This is a genomic window from Arthrobacter sp. ZGTC131, from assembly GCF_002929275.1.
Taxonomy (GTDB): Bacteria; Actinomycetota; Actinomycetes; order Actinomycetales; family Micrococcaceae; genus Arthrobacter.
Genome location: NZ_PJIK01000001.1, coordinates 434690 through 450364 on the forward strand (window position 1 = coordinate 434690; position 15675 = coordinate 450364).

Consider the following 15675-nt stretch of genomic DNA (forward strand, 5'->3'; position numbering starts at 1 on the left):
AGTCCGGCAGCCGCCGTCGTGCTTTAGTTCCTTGCCAGGATGCTCAGGCTGCGTAGGCGCTGTGGTCCCTGGCCCGGGGCTACTTGACGATGCCCTTGTCCTTGAGCCAGGCCGCGGCGGCATCCTTCGCATTCTGCTTCTGGGTGCCGCTGACAGCACGGTTGAGGTTGATGAGGTCTTCAGTGGTCAGGATCTTGGAGACGCTGTTCAGTGCCTCTTTGGCCTTGTCCGTCATCTTGGCCTCGTTGTAGAGCGGCAGCACCTGCTGCGCCTTGAAGTTGTTCTTGGGGTCTTCCAGCACCACCAGGTCGTTGTCCGCGATGGAGGGGGTGGTGGTGTAGATATCGGCCACCTGCACATCGTCCGTCAGGAGGGCCTGGAGCGTCAGGTTGCCGCCGCCGTCGCTGAAGGGCTTGAGGGCCTTGAGCTCGCAGCCGTAGTTCTTCTTCAGCCCGGGGAAGCCGTAGGCCCGGGTCTCGAAGGTGGCTGGAGCTGCCATGGTGAAGTCCTTGCAGACCTTGGCCAGGTCCTCGATGGATTTCAGTTGGTGCTTCTCGGCGGTGGCCTTGGTGACCACCATGGCGTCCTTGGACTCGGCCTTTGCCGGCTCCAGCACTCCGAGGCCCTGCGGAAGCTTGCCCGGCAGTGCCTTGTAGATGTCCTCGGCGGCGACTTCGGGAGCCTCTGCATCCACATGCGAGAGCAGGTTTCCGGAATAGTCCGGAACGACGTCAACGGAACCGTCCTGGACAGCCTTGAAGTAGATCTCACGCGAGCCGATGTTGGGCTTGGTGGTGGCTGTGACGCCGGCCTGGGTCAGGGCGCCGGCGTAGATCTCCGCGATGATCTGGCTCTCGGGGAAGTCTGCGGATCCGACCACCAGGGAGCCGCCCGCAGCGGCGCTGCCCGCGGTGGTGGTGGGGGACGTCAGCGGGTCGCCGCCGCCACACGCTGACAGGGCCATGGCAATGCCCACACCTGCGGCGAGGCCGCCCAGGCCACGGCGGGTGAGGGTCGTGCGGATGGGGTGCTTCATGGGGTGCCTCCTTGAACAGCAGCCGCCGCGGGTGCGGCAGCCGTGAGATCGGTGGCGGCCTTGCGGCCGCCCTTGGAACCGGTGGAAAGTCCGGGGGAAACCAGCAGCTTCTGCACAGCCGCCAGGATGAGGTCGACGGCGATCGCCAGGCCCGCGATCAGCAGCGAGCCCGCCAGCATCCGCGGAAAGTCCTGCAGGACCAGGCCGTCGAAGAGGTAGCGTCCGAGCCCGCCCAGCGGAAGGTAGGCCACAACCGACACGGTGGCGATCACCTGAAGCACGGCCGTGCGGATGCCGCCGAACATCACCTGGAGTCCGTTGGGGAGCTCGACGCCGAACAGAATCTGGAGTTCCTTCATGCCCATGGCCCGCGCCGCATCCACCACGGTGGGGTCCACGCTGGAGATACCCGCGTAGGTGCCGGCAAGCAGCGGCGGCACGGTGAGGATCACCAGCGCCCACACAGGCGGCATGAGGCCGCTGCCGGCAATCAGGGCAAAGAGCACCAGGAGTCCGAGCGTCGGCAAAGCACGCAGGGCACCGGCAACGGCCACTGCCGCAACTCGGCCCCTGCCGGTGTGCCCGATATAAAGGCCAACCGGTACGGCGATGGCCGCGGCGATGACAAGAACCAGGGCGCTGTACTGCAGGTGTTCCAGCAGCCGCGTGGCAATGCCGGAACTCCCGGACCAGTGCTCGGGGTCCGCGAGCCAGGCGAACGTCTCGGTGAAGATGTTGCTCATGACCCGGCTCCCGCATGCACGTGTGTTTCGGCAATGAATTCGGCGCCCGTTTTCGCATCAGGTTTGGCCGCAGCGGCCGAAGCCCGGGTCCACGGCGTGAGCAGCCTCTCCAGGAGGACCAGCACCGCATCCATCAGCAGCGCCAGCAGCAGGATGGCGATGATGCCCACCACCACTTCGGTGATGAATGTCCGCTGCAGCCCGTCCGTGAACAGCATGCCGAGATTGCCCACCCCGAGCAGCGCGGCGACGCTCACCAGCGAAATATTGCTCACGGAGACCACGCGGAGACCCGCAAAAAGCACCGGCAGGGATAGCGGCAGGTCGATCTGCAGGAAGCGTGCCGCGGGCTTGTAGCCCATGGCCACGGCCGCCTGCCGGAGGTCGTCATCCACGGAGTCGAAAGCGTCCATGGCCGCCCGAACCAGCAGGGCCACCGCATATATGGTCAGGGCAACAATGACGTTGATCGGGTCCAGGATCCGCGTGCCCAGGAGCGGCGGCAGGATGATGAAAAGCGCCAGCGAGGGAATGGTGTACAGGAGTGAGCTGACGGTGGCCACCAGGGACCTCAGTGCAGGGTGCCGGCGGGACAACTGGGCCAGCGGGATCGAGATGAGCAAGCCGAGGATCATCGGAACCAGCGCCAGGACCAGGTGCTGTCCGGCCCGTTCAAAGACCATTCCACTGTTCGCCAGGAACCAGTCCATCAGAGCGCGCCCTGCCGGACCTGGCGGGCCGATTCGATCACGGCCAGCACCTCGGCCGCCTTTACGACGCCCGAGACCCGGCCGGCTTCATCCACGGCCACGCCCAGCCCCGACGGCGATGACAGGGCGGAATCCAAGGCACGCCGAAGGGTGTCGCCGGGCCGGAAGAGTGAACCGCCCGGAATGAGGTCGGAGTCCGGGCCCGGACCTTCCCAGCCCAGCGGCCGCGCGTCCGCGTCCACCACGAGCCGCCAGCCGTCCGCGGCGTCCGGACGCTCGACCGCGCCGCCGTCCCGGGTGACCGTCGGCACCGGGTGGACTTCCACGCCGTCGGCCGCGGTGAACGCGAGGTGCCGGAACCCGCGGTCCCGGCCCACGAAGGATGCCACGAACTCGTTGGCCGGGGCACGCAGGATCTCCTCCGGAGTGGCGTACTGCGCGAGTTTGCCGCCGACGGCGAAGACCGCCACTTTGTCCCCCAGGACGGTGGCTTCGTCGATGTCGTGCGTGACAAAAACAATGGTCTTGGCAAGGTCGCGCTGCAGCCGCAGGAGCTCCTGCTGGAGTTCGTCGCGCACCACCGGGTCCACGGCGCTGAAGGGCTCGTCCATGAGGAGCACCGGCGGATCGGCCGCGAGCGCACGCGCCACGCCGACGCGCTGCTGCTGCCCGCCGGAGAGCTGAGACGGATAACGCTTCCCCAGCCCCGAGGCCAGCCCCACGACGTCGAGCAGTTCCTCGGCACGCTTGCGGGCGTCCGCCTTGGACACGCCGTTCAGGCGCGGCACCGTGGCAATGTTGTCCAGCACCGAACGGTGCGGCATGAGTCCGGATGACTGCATGACGTACCCCATGGACCGCCGGAGTTCGGCGGCCGGCACCGTGATGACGTCCTTGCCACCGACCGTGATGGTTCCGGACGTTGGCTCGACCATCCGGTTGATCATGCGCAGGGAGGTTGTCTTCCCGCAGCCTGACGGTCCGACGAACACCGTGATGGAGCCTTGGTCGATGGACATGCTCAACTCATCCACCGCCGGCTGCCCGCTCTGGTACTGCTTGGTGACGCTCTGGAACTCAATCATGGCTTCGGCCATTCCCGGGCTTACCTAACTGTTGAGCGGCAACATCGGACGGTCAAGCGAACTGATCATAAGCACGCTGATTTTTAGGAGTAAAGCACGTCTTGACAAAGCGTAACCAGTGCCTGCGGCAAAGTAACTGCCAGTACGAATACCGTAATCATTCGGAGACAAGGCCGCTGCGGATGGGTCAGCGCTTACCGTACCGTTCAGCCGCGCGCTGGCTCCTTCCCGCAACGGCCACTTTCTGGTGCCATTCCCGCTGGTACGCCCTCCGGGCCGCCGCATCATGGCGCCGGTTCAGCGCCGCGAGTTCGCGCTGCAGCTTCAGGTAGCTGGCCCACCGCCGCGTGTCGAGCGATTCGTCCTCCAGGGCGGCGCGGACAGCACAACCCGGCTCTTTATCGTGGGCACAGTCGGAAAAACGGCATTTTCCGAAGAGCTCTTCCAGGTCGCCGAACATCTCGCCCATGCCGTCGTCCGCGTCGAAGAGTCCGAAGCCGCGGACGCCCGGCGTGTCCATGAGCACGGCGCCGTTGGGCAGCGGCACGAGCTCCCGTGACGTGGTGGTGTGCCGTCCCCGGCCGTCGGCGGCGCGCACGTTCCCTGTCGACTGGACGTCGTGGCCCGCGAGCGCGTTGATGAGCGTGGACTTGCCCGCGCCTGAGGGGCCCAGCAGCACGAGCGTCCGGCCCGGCAGCACATGCGTGAGCAGCTCGTCCAGCCCGTCGCCCTGCTCGGCCGACGTCGTCACCACGTCGACGCCTGCGGCCTGCAGGATCACTTTCCCGACGACGTCGTCCGCGATGTCCGCCAGGTCCGCCTTGGTGATGATCACCAGGGGCGTGGCGCCCGAGTCCCAGGCCGCGACGAGCGTCCGTTCCAGCCTGTTGTGGGTCAGCGGGCGGTCCACCGGCACAATGACGCCCACCACGTCGATGTTGGCGGCGAGAACCTGGGCTTCGGAGGAGGCTTCGTAGGCCCGCTTGCGGCTGAGCTCCGACGCCCGGGGCAACACCCTGACGATGGCGGGTTCACCGGCCCGGTTCTGCCCGAGCCAGACCCAGTCGCCGGCCGTCGGCACCGCCGGAGGCGCGGGAGCCGCCGCCGGATGCGCGCCGGGCGCCGGATGCCTGCCGGCCGGTGGGTAGGGCAGGCGCATGAGACCGTCCACCGTGGCGGCCACCACGCGGTTGCGGTCTGCCCGCACCACACGCGCCGGGACCTCACCGCCGTCAACGGGATGGGCGGCGAAGCGCAGCGCGACGGCCTCCGTGAAGCCGTAGCGGACGGGTCCGCTCAACCTGTCCGGGGCAGGGTGGCGGTCCCCGGACGGGGGTGAATTGTCGGTTGATTGTTGAATTGGGTTTGCTGAACTGCCTGAAGGATTTTTCACTGTGAACCTCGGGTGTGGCCCCGGGGCGCCAGGCCTGCTTCCGCAACAGGACGTCGTGCTGCTAAAAAGACGGTGCGGAGGCTGCGGCTGTATGCCGCTTAGGCGGTGCGCAGGATCGGGGCAGGAGTAATGAAGGAGTCTTTGCCGGTGCGCGGTGCGCGCAGGAATGCTGCAATCATCAGGTCCACCTCCCCGTTGCGGAGTTCATGCCGGAATCGCTGCCGCCGGACCGAAACATCCAGCGACTCCCCTAGGATAGCCAGCCTCCGCCGGCCTGGCTAGGGAATGACGCCAACGAATCCGGCAAGGGATCCGGCCGGGAAATAATCACCCAAGTTTGCCGTTGACCGGACGCTCCCGGAACAGCCGCAGGGCCGCGTCCACTAGGGAAACCCGGTTGAGCGAGCCGACCTCGCCCAACGGGATCCACGCGGCGTGGGTCGTGGTGCCGTCCACCTCGTGGCTGATCTCCCCGCCTGTCACGGTCGCCTCGTACACCAGCCGGAGGGACTGGAAGTCCCGGTCGATGCCGTCCAGCCTGGTGCCTGCCGGCCAGTGGCCGACGTCGATCCCTAGCATGGGGCCGATCTGGGCGTGGTAACCCGTTTCCTCGAAGATCTCCCGGATGCAGCCGTCCACTGGATGTTCGGCGAGGTCCAGGCCACCGCCGGGAAGCGTCCAGCCTTCCTTGCCGTCCTGCTTCCAGTACGCGAGCAGGATGGCACCGTCGTGGATGATGACCGCGTAGGCGGCAGGCCGGGTGTCGAAGTGAACGCTCATGGATCCAGCGTAGCCCCGGTCCTATGCCGGCCGAGGGCGGCAGCCCTAGAGTGGGACTGTGACGAATCTTGAGGTCCTCCCCCAGGAGGAAGTGTGCCCGCCGGCGGGCCCGGATGCCGGCACCGGAACCGGCCCCTGCGTGCAGTTGTGGCCGGCGCGTGAGGTTCCGCTGGGCGGCATCCGCGGCATCAAGGTGCAACGCACCCTGCCGCAGCGGGGCCTGCCAACGGTGGGTGCCTGGTGTTTCCTGGACAGCTTTGGCCCGGACCGGACACCGATGTCCGTGCTCCCGCATCCGCACACCGGGCTGCAGACGGTCACATGGCCGCTGGCCGGGCAGGTCCGGCACCGGGACAGCGTGGGCAGCGACGTCATTGTCCGTCCGGGCGAACTGAACATCATGACGGCCGGCTTCGGAGTCGCGCACTCGGAGTTCGCCGTCCTGCCGGTGGAGGACGCGGTGGCCGGCGCCGCAGAGGGCGGCGGCGGGCCGCAAGACTTCAACGCTGACGACGGCGGTGCGCAATTTCCGATACAGCGCGGCCTTCAGCTCTGGGTGGCTCTCCCGGACGCCGAACGAAACCGGCCTCCGGCCTTCGAACAGCACCGCGACCTGCCGACTGTCCACGGTCCCGGTTTCGTTGCAACGGTCATGGTGGGCAGTTTTGCCGGCGGCTCCTCGCCGGCCACGATGTACACGCCGATCGTGGGCGTGGAGGTCCGGTGCGACAGCGCCGCCTCGTTGCCGCTCAATCCGGAGTTCGAGCACGCCGTCCTGGTGCTCGACGGCGGCCTGACGGTGGACGGCCAGGACATCGGTCCCGGCCCGCTGGGCTACCTGGGCGAGGGCCGTGAGGCCCTCCGCGTGGACGGGCTGCCGGGCACCCGGTTCCTCCTGATTGGCGGTGAGCCCCTCCAGGAGGAGCTGCTCATGTGGTGGAACTTCGTGGGCAGGACGCACGAGGAGGTGGCGCAGGCACGGGCCGACTGGGAAGCCCAGGCAACACTGCCCGCTGATGCCGCCGCGGCGGCCCGGTTCGGGCTGGTCCGCGGGCACGGGTCCGACGCCGGGCGCGAGGCCGGCAGGATCCCCGCACCTCCCCTGCCCGGCGTGCAGCTCAGGCCCCGGACCCGGTCCTGACCCCTCACTGCGCTGTTAGCCCCGGGGCAGGCCCCTCAGCCCTGTTCGCCCACCAGCTGCAGGACGCCGAAGACGGGATCCCGGTCGAGCACGCGGACGTCCGTGACGCCCGCTGCTGCGAGCCGGGTCCGGAATGCGTCCTGGAGCCGGACGACGTTCATGCCGAGCCCGCTGCCGAGGATGACGGGACCGTCGAGCCTGAGCTGCCGCAGAACCTGCGCCGCCATGTCAGCAAGGTCATGGCCTGCCTGGTCAACGAGCTGCTGGCTGATCCGGTGGCCGGAGTCCGCCGCCTCAACCACCAGCCTGGCCTGCTGCGCCCAGTAGCGGCGGCCCGTGGAGGGGGAATGGAACAGGGCGATCAGCTTGTTGGGATCGTCCACCCCGCAGGACTCGAGCAACGCCAGGGTGAGCTGGTCTGGTTCCAGGCTCTGGTTCATGCGGCGGAGGCTGTGGCGGACGGCCTCCCGGCCCAGCCAGTAGCCGCTGCCTTCGTCGCCGAGGAGGTAGCCCCAGCCGCCGGCCCGTGCTTCTTCACCGTGCCCGTTCCGCCCCCACGCCGCCGAGCCCGTCCCCGCAATGACGGCCACACCGCTGCTCGCCCCGCCGGCAGCAAGGAGCAGGCGCGAGTCGTGGACCACGGTGATCCGGGCCCCGGGAACGTGCGGTTCGATGAGGGCGGCCAGGGCGGCCGCGTCCTCGTCCGTGTCGATGCCGCCGGCCCCGGCGTAGACGTAGGACACGGGGCCCTGGCCTATTTTGGCGAAGAGCTCCGCCAGGTGCGCCGCCGCTTCTGCGCGGCTGACATTCTGCACGTTCGAACTCCCGACGCTTTCGTCGGCGACGGGTTCTCCGCGTTCGAAGCGGACTCCCCTCGTTTTGGTGCCGCCGATGTCCAGTCCGATCACGACGTCGTGGGCTTGAACTGTGCTGCCGGAAGGATCTGTGCTGTCGGAAGGAACAGTGCTGCCGGAAGGAACAGAGGGAGCATCGGGTAGGTTGTCAGAGTTAGTCACCCGAACAGCCTACTGAGTCGTCTCAAGGAGCAGACTATGTCCCATCCCCTGTTTGGCACTCCGGTAATCGCGGCGCCCATGGCCGGCGGGACGTCGACTCCCCGCTTCGTCGCAGCAGTTCACCGCGCCGGCGGCCTCGGCTTCCTCGCGGCCGGGTACAAAACTGTTCCCGCGATGAGCGAGGAGATACGGGCCGCACGCGAAGCGGGCATCAGGTTCGGCGTGAACGTCTTCGTGCCGGATCCCGCGCAACTGCACCCCGCGCCCCAGGATGTGAACCGGCTGGAGCAGTATCGGCTCACTCTGCGCGTGGATGCCGACCGCTACGGCGTCAGCCTCCCGCCGCTGAGGCTTGACGATGACGATCACTGGCAGGGCAAGATCGACGAACTCCTGCTGCATCCGGTTGAGCTGGTGAGTTTCGCGTTCGGCCTGCCGGCATCAGGGGTGGTGGCCGCGCTCCGGCGGGCGGGGTCAGCGGTGATTGCCACTGTTACCAGCAAGGCCGAAGCGGAGCTGGCCGCGGACCGCGGCGTCGACGCCCTCGTGGTGCAGCACAGCAGCGCCGGCGCGCACAGCGGCGCGTTCCTGGCGGACCGCCGGCCAGCCGGTACACCGTCCACGACGGCGGAGCTGGTCAGGGAGGTGCGTGCCGCCGTCGGCCTTCCGCTGATAGCAGCCGGTGCCGTTTCCGACGCCGCCGCCGTGACGTCGGTGCTCGACGCCGGCGCGAGTGCGGCGCAGGTGGGGACTGCCCTCGTGCGCACCGACGAGAGCGGCGCGCGGCAGTTGCACAAGGACGCCTTGGGCGCCCCGCAGTTCACGGAAACGAGGCTGACCCGCGCTTTTACGGGACGCTACGCGCGCGCCCTGGTCAACGACTTCGTCAGCGACCATGAGGACGCCCCGGAGGGATACCCGGCCATCCACCATCTGACGGCCCCCATCCGCGCGGCCGCGGCCGCCGCCGGGGATGCTGAACGCCTGAATCTGTGGGCCGGCACCGGGTGGCGAACGGCCCGGACCGGGCCCGTGGCCGATGCCATCGGCGGTCTTCTGGGAGGCTAGGCCCCGTCACCGAGCCTAGGGTTCCGAACGTGCCCGGACCAGGCCGGCCAGCAGCGCGGGGCCATCCGCCAGCACCAGCTCCCGGAAGAGCCGCACCGGGTCAGGCTCGGTGTCGCGCGGATTTCGGCGTTCGCGCCAGGCCATGCCGATCTCCCGGAACGCGAGCTCGGATTCCAGCGGGATCTCCAGCCAGCCCAGACCGCCGGCCCGGGCTATCGCGTCGCTCCCCTGCCCGGCGCCGCCCGGCGGCAGGATACTGACCCCCAGCCCGGCGGACACCAGGCCGCGGACCGTGTGGGCATCCTGGCTTTCGAAGGCGATCCGGGGCCGGAATCCTGCTTCCCGGAACATGGCATCCGTGAGGGACCGCAGGCCGTATCCCGGCCCGAGGGCAACAAAGGGGTCTTGCCGGATGTCCGCCAGGCCCGCGCTGTGCCGGCCGGCCAGCCGGTGGCGGTGGTGCACGACGAGCCGCAGCGGTTCCCGGTACAGGGCGGCCGAGCCGATGGTCCGGCTCGCCGCCGCCACCGGGGCGGTCAGGGCAAAGTCGGCCTGGCCGGAGGCCAGCTCGGCAAGGCAGCTGTCCCGGGAGCCCTGGCTGAGGTCGAACTCCGTGTGCGGGTAGCGGCTCATGAAGGCGCTGATCAGCAGCGGCAGCGTGGCCTCGCCGAACGTGTGCTGGAAGGTCACGGCTATGCGGCCCCGGACCACTTCGGATTCATGCCGCACCAGGTCAAGCCCGGTGCGGAAGTCGGCCAGCGCAGATTCGACGTACGGCAGCAGGGCCTTGGCCGCCGGCGTCAGGCGGACACCCCTGCCTTCCCGGATGAGCAGCTCCGTACCCACGACGGCGCTGGCCCGGGCCAGTGCCCGGCTCACGGTGGACTGCGGAACCCCGAGAAGTTCGGCGGTTTCGGTGATGTGCTGCGTCCGGCCGAGCTCGGCGAGCAGCGGAAGGATCGGCAACAGCTGCACGAGCTGCCTGTGCTCTAGGTCCATGGCACCCGGCCTCCGGAAAGTCATCCGTTTTCGACATGAATCCGGTCCGAATCATGCATTGGATGCTCAGTCAGCATAGATCTACGCTGGAAAAATGCCAACGCCCACCACGCCCACGTCCGGCCGGAAACTGCCTGCCCTGGCTCTGCCCAGCAAGCCGGCGTCCGGTGCGCCCATGCCCAGCCGTCCGGACCAGGACCGCTGGGAAGGGCACCCGAAGGGTTCGTCGGCGTACGGCAAGATCCTCGGCGGGCTGGCCTTCGCAGGCGTGGCCACCTTCGCGCAGCTCTACTCGACGCAGGCGGTGCTGCCGGTCATGGCGGCGGAACTGCGGATCACGGCAGCGGAAGCGGCACTGACCATTTCGCTGGCCACCGTGGGGCTGGCCGTGACCGTTATCCCGTGGTCCTTCCTGGCGGACCGGATCGGGCGTGTCCGGGCCATGGCCTGGGGAATCTCGGCTGCGACAGTGCTGGGTCTGATGGTTCCGCTGGCCACGTCCTTTCCCATGCTGCTGGGTCTCCGGATGCTCGAGGGCATGGCGCTCGGCGGCATCCCGGCGATCGCCATCGCCTACCTGAACGAGGAGATCAACAGGGCGCATGCGGCGATGGCCGCGGGCAGCTATGTTGCCGGCACCACGTTGGGCGGCCTGGCCGGGAGGCTCGTGGCCGGTCCGGTCGGAGAATTGTGGGGATGGCGTGCCGCCGCCTTCGCGGTATCCGTTCTCGCCACCGTCGCCGCTGTGCTGTTCCTGGTGCTTGTGCCCAAAGCGCGGGGCTTCAGCCCGGCCAAGGCCAGCGGCTTCCGCGGTGCAGCCCGGACGCTGGGCGGGCATCTCCGGAATCCGGGGCTGCTGGCCCTCTACGTTCAGGCGTTCCTGCTGATGGGCGGTTTCGTGGCGGTTTACAACTACCTGGGGTTCCGGCTCTCCGGGGAGCCATTCGGCCTTCCCGCGACAGTTATCAGCCTGATCTTCCTGGCCTACCTTTCCGGGACGGTGACCTCCCGCTGGGCCGGAGGCCTGACGCAGCGCTTCGGCCGGCGCAACGTGCTGCTCGCCGGAATCCTGCTGATGTCGGCGGGCTTCGCCCTGACGCTCACCCAGGTTCTGGTGCTGATCCTGGCCGGACTTGTGGTCTTTACAGGCGGTTTCTTTGCGGCCCACAGCATCGGCGCGGGGTGGACGGGAGCCATCGCCGTTTCCGGCCGCGCACAAGCCGCGTCGCTGTACAACCTGGCCTACTACCTGGGCTCCAGCATCATTGGCTGGGCCGGCGGACTGGTGTTCCAGTCGCTTGGCTGGACGGCGCTCGCCGTTACCGTGATTGCCTTGGGATGCACGACGGCGGTGATCACCGCCGTCGTGCATCCCGGCTCAGCGGGCAAACCGGGCAAGCGGCCCCTGCGCCGCTCCGTGCGGAGGCGGAACCCGGCCGGACAGCGGAAGGCAGCGACGCAGCACAGCCCGGCAGGTGGTTAGCGCGTTGCCTCGATTGCCTGGATGAGGTCCTCGAGGATGTCCGTGGCATCCTCGAGGCCCACGGAGACGCGGAGCAGGCTCGCATGCGGCTTGGCGCCGTCGGCCACCGGACGGTGGGTAAGGCCCGCGGGATGCTGGATGAGGGTGTCGATGCCGCCCAGGGAGACGGCGTGGGTGATCATCCTGACGGCCGAGGGAACGCGAACGGCATGCTCAGCGCTGTGCAGCTCCAGGGCGATCAGCGAACCCGGGCCCGACATCTGGGTGCCCACCAGGCCCTGCGGATCGCACTCGGGCAGCCCCGGGTAGTACACGGTCCGTACCAGCTCGTGCCCGCCCAGCCCTGAGGCCACCTTGTGCGCGGCGGACTGCTGCGCGCGCACGCGGACGGGAAGCGTGGCCAGCCCGCGGTGCAACAGGTAAGCGGGCAGCGGCGTCAGGATGCCGCCGGTGATCGCCCGTACCTGGCGAAGGCGGCTGGCCCATTCCGCCGAGGCCGCCACGACGCCTCCCATGGCGTCGCCGTGCCCGCCCATGAACTTCGTGGCACTGTGCAGCACAAGGGCGGCACCGTGCTCGAGCGGCCGCTGCAGTATCGGCGTGGCAAAGGTGTTGTCCACCAGCAGCGGCACGCCGTCCGCGGCGACCGCGAGCGCCGCGATGTCCACGAGGTCCAGGCTCGGGTTGGCCGGGGTCTCCACCACAACCAATCCGGTATCGGGCCGGAGCGCAGCGCGGACACCTTCGGCGTCGGTGAACGTCACCTCGGTTCCCAGGACACCGGACGCCAGGATATGGTCGCTGCCGCCATACAAGGGCCGAACCGCCACCACGTGTTTCTTTCCGCCCGCTACGGTTGCCAGCAGTACGGCGCTCAGGGCAGCCATGCCGGTGGCGAAGGCCACAGCCTCGGGGGCTCCCTCCAGAAGCGCCACCCCGGATTCGAAACGTGCCACGGTGGGATTCCACAGCCGCTGGTAAACGGTGCTTTGGCCCTCCGCGTGCGGGCCGCCGGTTGCCAGATGCTCGTAGGCAAGGCCTCCGTCGGAGACCGACGGAAGCGGGGCAGTGGTGGAAAGGTCGATCGGAACGGCGTGGACGCCCTGGTCCGTGAGGCCGTCACGGCCGGCGTGAACTGCCAGCGAGTCGAGAGAATGCACGGTACTCCTTGTGAATTATTCGCCATTGAATGCCGCAAGTATCTGGCAAATATTCGGATAGAGACAGTGCCCATGAATGGATCGGCCGGAAAGTCGCGACTATGATGAACACAGAACACTTTAGGGAGGGTCCGTGAGCAGCATCGCGAAGAATATTCGGTCTGGAGCGGGAAACATTGAGCCGCTGGACGCCATCGATGAACGGCTGCTGGCCGCCCTGGTCGACGACGCCCGGATCTCCAACAAGCAGCTGGCCGAACTGGTGGGCATCGCCCCCTCCACCGCCCTGATGCGCACCCGTGCACTCTCCGAGCGGGGCATCATCCAGGGCTTTGAGGCCAAGCTGAGCCTCTCGGCAATCGGCCGCTCGGTCCAGGCCCTGATCGCAGTCCGGCTCCGCGCCCATGACCGCGAGCAGATCGACCGCTTCACCGCCCGCGTGCCCAAGCTGCCCGCCGTGCTGTCCACGTTTCACACCTCGGGTTCGGTGGACTACCTGCTGCACATCGCCGTCGCCACCACGGAGGACCTGCGGGACTGGGTCCTGGACAATCTGGCCACCGACCCGGTGGTGGGCCACACCGAAACCACACTCGTGTTCGACCACATCCAGGGAAACCACGGCCCGCTGCCGGAACAGGACTAGCCGAAGCTTTGCCGGCCGGCGACTCAGCGCCGTGGCGGCAAGCCGGAGTGGGCGGCGCCCAGCATGTCGGCACGGAGCACGTTGAGTTCGTCGCGGCGCAGGGCGGCGGCCTCCAATTGCCTCATGGCCTCCTCGGGCCGGGCGCGGCGGCTTTCCGCCCAGGCAACCAGCCCGGACCCCAAGCGAACGGCCGCGGCCTCGATGAAGGACGCGCGCCGGTAGGCGGAGCCCTGGACGGACCGGCTGATCGACAGAGCGCTCATGGCTCTTTCCTTTCGGGACTTGTTCTCTTGGTGGAGTTCTTTTTCGTTGCTTTGCGCGCGCCGCGGCTCGCTGCCGTGGCCGGAACGCCAAGGATCGGGAACGCATTGAAATGAATCTGGACCGGCCGGGCGTCTTCCTGTTCGCCCTCGTCGCGGATTTCCTCCATCAGCCGGTGCCCGTAGGCCTCCATCGCGCGGGTATACCGGCCCAGCTGTTCGGCGTTCATTCGCGCATTGGAAGTGTCGATGGTCGCGGCGTGAAGCCAGGGGCCGTCCAGGGCATCCAGGCCGTGGGCCATGAAGTCGGCCAGTACGGCCTGGCGGCTGTGCTCGAATTCCCGGCTCACGAGCCGTGAGGCCTCCTCGGTGGCCGGCGAGCTGGCCAGTTCCGGGGACGAGACCTGCAGGGCGCCCCGGGGCCTCTCCCACCACCGTTCCCTTGCGGTTCCTTTACCCTCGACCTCACGAACAAAGTCGTGCTTGGCCAACTGGCGCAGGTGGTAGCTCGTGGAACCGCTGGACTCCCCCAGCAGCTCCCCGAGGCCGCAGGCGGTCTGCGCACCGTAGCGAGACAGCATCTCCAGGATCTGGACGCGGAGCGGGTGGGCGAGGGCCTTCAGCGAGGCGGTGTCCATCCTGCGGACCGGAAACGGGAACTCCTCGACGTCGTTCGAGTCGTCCGTGCCGGGCTGAGGAGTGGTTTCCATGCGGTAAGGCTACGCTTGCAAAGAAAGCTTTGCAATGGTTTCTTTGCAACGCATTCTTTGCAAATGAACTTTTGCACCGGGAGCAGCACTGGCGACGGATTGCGCTTTGCCTCGTTCAGCCGCGCACGGCACCCTCCGGCGGCCGGTCCTTAAGCGGTGCGGAGGCTCTGGCGCAGCGTCACCGCCGCCAGCACCCCTGCGGCGACTCCGCAGACCACGACGAAACCTGCTACGGCCCCCTCAAGCCCGTAGGCCGCCGTCGCGAGTCCCAGCCCGATAACCGGAACGGCACTTCCCAGGTACGTAATGACGTATACCGTGCTGATGATCTGGGCATGGCGGGACGTCTCCACCTTCCCGGCCACGTCATTGAAGACGGTACGGAAGGCGATGCCTTGGCCGACGCCCGCAGCAAGGCTGGCACCGATCAGCAGCCACGGATTGCTCCAGGCCGCGGCGGCGGCGATGAGCATCACTGAGCTTCCCAGCACGGCCAGGCCGGCCGGAACGGCAAATCTGCTGCGTATGCCGATCAGCTGGCTCAGGGCTGAGGCGCCGAGCGTCAGCCCGGACAGCAAGCCGATGAGGGGACGGGAATCGACGCTCACGATCCGGGCGAAGTACGCCGGCGCGAGGGACAGGCAGAAACCGAAGACGGCGAAGCTGAGGAAGCCGACGGCGGCAGCGAGCCAGAATGCGCCGCGCGCCTCGCGCGACACCGACGGGCGGCGCGGCGCCAGGGCCTTCAACGGGCGCGGCGCGACTGCTGGTTTGATGGCGGGACGGGCGCGGAGCAGGTAGAGCGGGACCAGCAGCGCAAGGAGGACCAGGGAATGGATGAAGTACGGCGTGGACGTGGCCCCCGGCAGCAGGGACAGCACGCCGCCGATCGCCGGGCCGGCCGCCACTCCCCCCGCGGAGGCCAGCAGGGTGAACCGTGAGGCCCACTCCGGCCGCTCCGGCAGGAGCTCCCGCAGGGCGGCGGAGCTGGCACCCGTGGCAAGAGCCACGGCGATGCCCTGGAGCGCACGGCCTGCACACAACGCGGGCAGGCTGTCGGCATGCGCAAAGACGAAGCCTCCCGCGAGCCCCGTCAGCACGGCGAGCAGCAGCGCCGCCCGGCGCCCGATGTGGTCGGACCAGTGGCCGGCCAGCATGAGGGTGGAGACGAGGGCCAGGACATAGGCGGAAAATGCCACGGTGATGCCGAGGGAGCCAATGCCCAGCCTGGCCTGCAGCAGCGGATAAAGGGGCGTCGCCAGGTTTGCCCCCACCAGGAGCGTGAAGATGACGACGCCGGCCATCGCCAGGCGCGAGGTGTTGGATGCATCCCAACCCCAGCGGCCAGCGGCGGCCGGACGCATCCGGAGTTCGCTAAAGACGGTCATGCCCGTGCCCTTGCCTGTGTTCCGCGTCGCCCGCCCCTTGTGGGAGCTGCTCCGCGA

16 protein-coding genes are annotated in these 15675 nt (G+C 68.3%); 4 read left to right on the forward strand and 12 right to left on the reverse strand.

The annotated features are described in order from the left end of the window. Positions 1–79 precede the first annotated feature (79 nt). From CXQ90_RS01955 to CXQ90_RS01980, 6 genes are all read right to left on the reverse strand, one after another. Complete coding sequence (locus tag CXQ90_RS01955; RefSeq protein ID WP_104136555.1) at positions 80–1036, reverse strand: ABC transporter substrate-binding protein; 957 nt, start codon at positions 1034–1036, stop codon at positions 80–82. Continuing rightward, on the reverse strand, positions 1033–1779 hold the full coding sequence (locus CXQ90_RS01960) for an ABC transporter permease (RefSeq protein WP_104136557.1): 747 nt from the start codon (positions 1777–1779) through the stop codon (positions 1033–1035). The genes CXQ90_RS01955 and CXQ90_RS01960 overlap by 4 nt, the downstream gene beginning before the upstream one ends. Then, positions 1776–2489, reverse strand: coding sequence for an ABC transporter permease (locus tag CXQ90_RS01965; protein ID WP_104136558.1), 714 nt, complete (start codon positions 2487–2489; stop codon positions 1776–1778). The genes CXQ90_RS01960 and CXQ90_RS01965 overlap by 4 nt, the downstream gene beginning before the upstream one ends. Next, positions 2489–3586 carry an ABC transporter ATP-binding protein gene (locus CXQ90_RS01970; RefSeq protein WP_104136559.1) on the reverse strand — a complete coding sequence of 366 codons (1098 nt, stop codon included), beginning with the start codon at positions 3584–3586 and terminating at the stop codon, positions 2489–2491. Before CXQ90_RS01970 ends, CXQ90_RS01965 begins: the two co-directional genes overlap by 1 nt. A 175-nt stretch (positions 3587–3761) precedes the next feature. Beyond that, positions 3762–4874, reverse strand: a complete 1113-nt coding sequence (rsgA, locus tag CXQ90_RS01975) for a ribosome small subunit-dependent GTPase A (protein WP_181038390.1) — start codon at positions 4872–4874, stop codon at positions 3762–3764. A 420-nt stretch (positions 4875–5294) separates the two neighbouring features. Next, entirely contained in the window at positions 5295–5747 is a 453-nt protein-coding gene (locus CXQ90_RS01980) for an NUDIX hydrolase (RefSeq protein ID WP_104136561.1), read from the reverse strand. Between the two features lie 58 nt (positions 5748–5805). On the opposite strand from CXQ90_RS01980, the gene CXQ90_RS01985 reads away from it, so the two are divergent. Next, positions 5806–6888, forward strand: a complete 1083-nt coding sequence (locus tag CXQ90_RS01985) for a pirin family protein (protein ID WP_104136562.1) — start codon at positions 5806–5808, stop codon at positions 6886–6888. A gap of 35 nt (positions 6889–6923) precedes the next feature. On the opposite strand, the gene CXQ90_RS01990 is transcribed toward CXQ90_RS01985, so the two are convergent. After that, positions 6924–7904 (reverse strand): N-acetylglucosamine kinase, encoded by a 981-nt coding sequence (locus tag CXQ90_RS01990; protein WP_104136564.1) that lies wholly within the window; start codon positions 7902–7904, stop codon positions 6924–6926. A gap of 36 nt (positions 7905–7940) precedes the next feature. Here CXQ90_RS01990 and CXQ90_RS01995 point away from each other — a divergent pair, with 36 nt between their 5' ends. Beyond that, entirely contained in the window at positions 7941–8972 is a 1032-nt protein-coding gene (locus CXQ90_RS01995; RefSeq protein WP_104136565.1) for a nitronate monooxygenase, read from the forward strand. A gap of 15 nt (positions 8973–8987) precedes the next feature. On the opposite strand, the gene CXQ90_RS02000 is transcribed toward CXQ90_RS01995, so the two are convergent. After that, positions 8988–9971, reverse strand: a complete 984-nt coding sequence (locus CXQ90_RS02000; protein WP_104136567.1) for a LysR substrate-binding domain-containing protein — start codon at positions 9969–9971, stop codon at positions 8988–8990. 175 nt (positions 9972–10146) lie between these two features. On the opposite strand from CXQ90_RS02000, the gene CXQ90_RS02005 reads away from it, so the two are divergent. Beyond that, the gene (locus CXQ90_RS02005; protein WP_104136882.1) at positions 10147–11454 is read left to right on the forward strand and encodes an MFS transporter; all 1308 of its coding nucleotides are present in this window, start codon (positions 10147–10149) and stop codon (positions 11452–11454) included. On the opposite strand, the gene CXQ90_RS02010 is transcribed toward CXQ90_RS02005, so the two are convergent. Then, on the reverse strand, positions 11451–12614 hold the full coding sequence (locus CXQ90_RS02010; RefSeq protein WP_104136568.1) for a PLP-dependent aspartate aminotransferase family protein: 1164 nt from the start codon (positions 12612–12614) through the stop codon (positions 11451–11453). The two genes, CXQ90_RS02005 and CXQ90_RS02010, sit on opposite strands and share 4 nt — an antisense overlap. 133 nt (positions 12615–12747) lie before the next feature. Here CXQ90_RS02010 and CXQ90_RS02015 point away from each other — a divergent pair, with 133 nt between their 5' ends. Beyond that, positions 12748–13260 (forward strand): Lrp/AsnC family transcriptional regulator, encoded by a 513-nt coding sequence (locus CXQ90_RS02015; RefSeq protein WP_104136570.1) that lies wholly within the window; start codon positions 12748–12750, stop codon positions 13258–13260. Positions 13261–13283: 23 nt separating this feature from the next. Here CXQ90_RS02015 and CXQ90_RS02020 read toward each other — a convergent pair whose 3' ends face one another. The 3 genes from CXQ90_RS02020 to CXQ90_RS02030 form a co-directional block, all read right to left on the reverse strand. Beyond that, positions 13284–13523 (reverse strand): 2-nitropropane dioxygenase, encoded by a 240-nt coding sequence (locus tag CXQ90_RS02020; RefSeq protein ID WP_104136571.1) that lies wholly within the window; start codon positions 13521–13523, stop codon positions 13284–13286. After that, entirely contained in the window at positions 13520–14230 is a 711-nt protein-coding gene (locus CXQ90_RS02025) for a helix-turn-helix domain-containing protein (RefSeq protein ID WP_104136572.1), read from the reverse strand. The genes CXQ90_RS02020 and CXQ90_RS02025 overlap by 4 nt, the downstream gene beginning before the upstream one ends. A gap of 149 nt (positions 14231–14379) precedes the next feature. Continuing rightward, the gene (locus tag CXQ90_RS02030; RefSeq protein WP_104136574.1) at positions 14380–15618 is read right to left on the reverse strand and encodes an MFS transporter; all 1239 of its coding nucleotides are present in this window, start codon (positions 15616–15618) and stop codon (positions 14380–14382) included. Positions 15619–15675 lie beyond the last annotated feature (57 nt).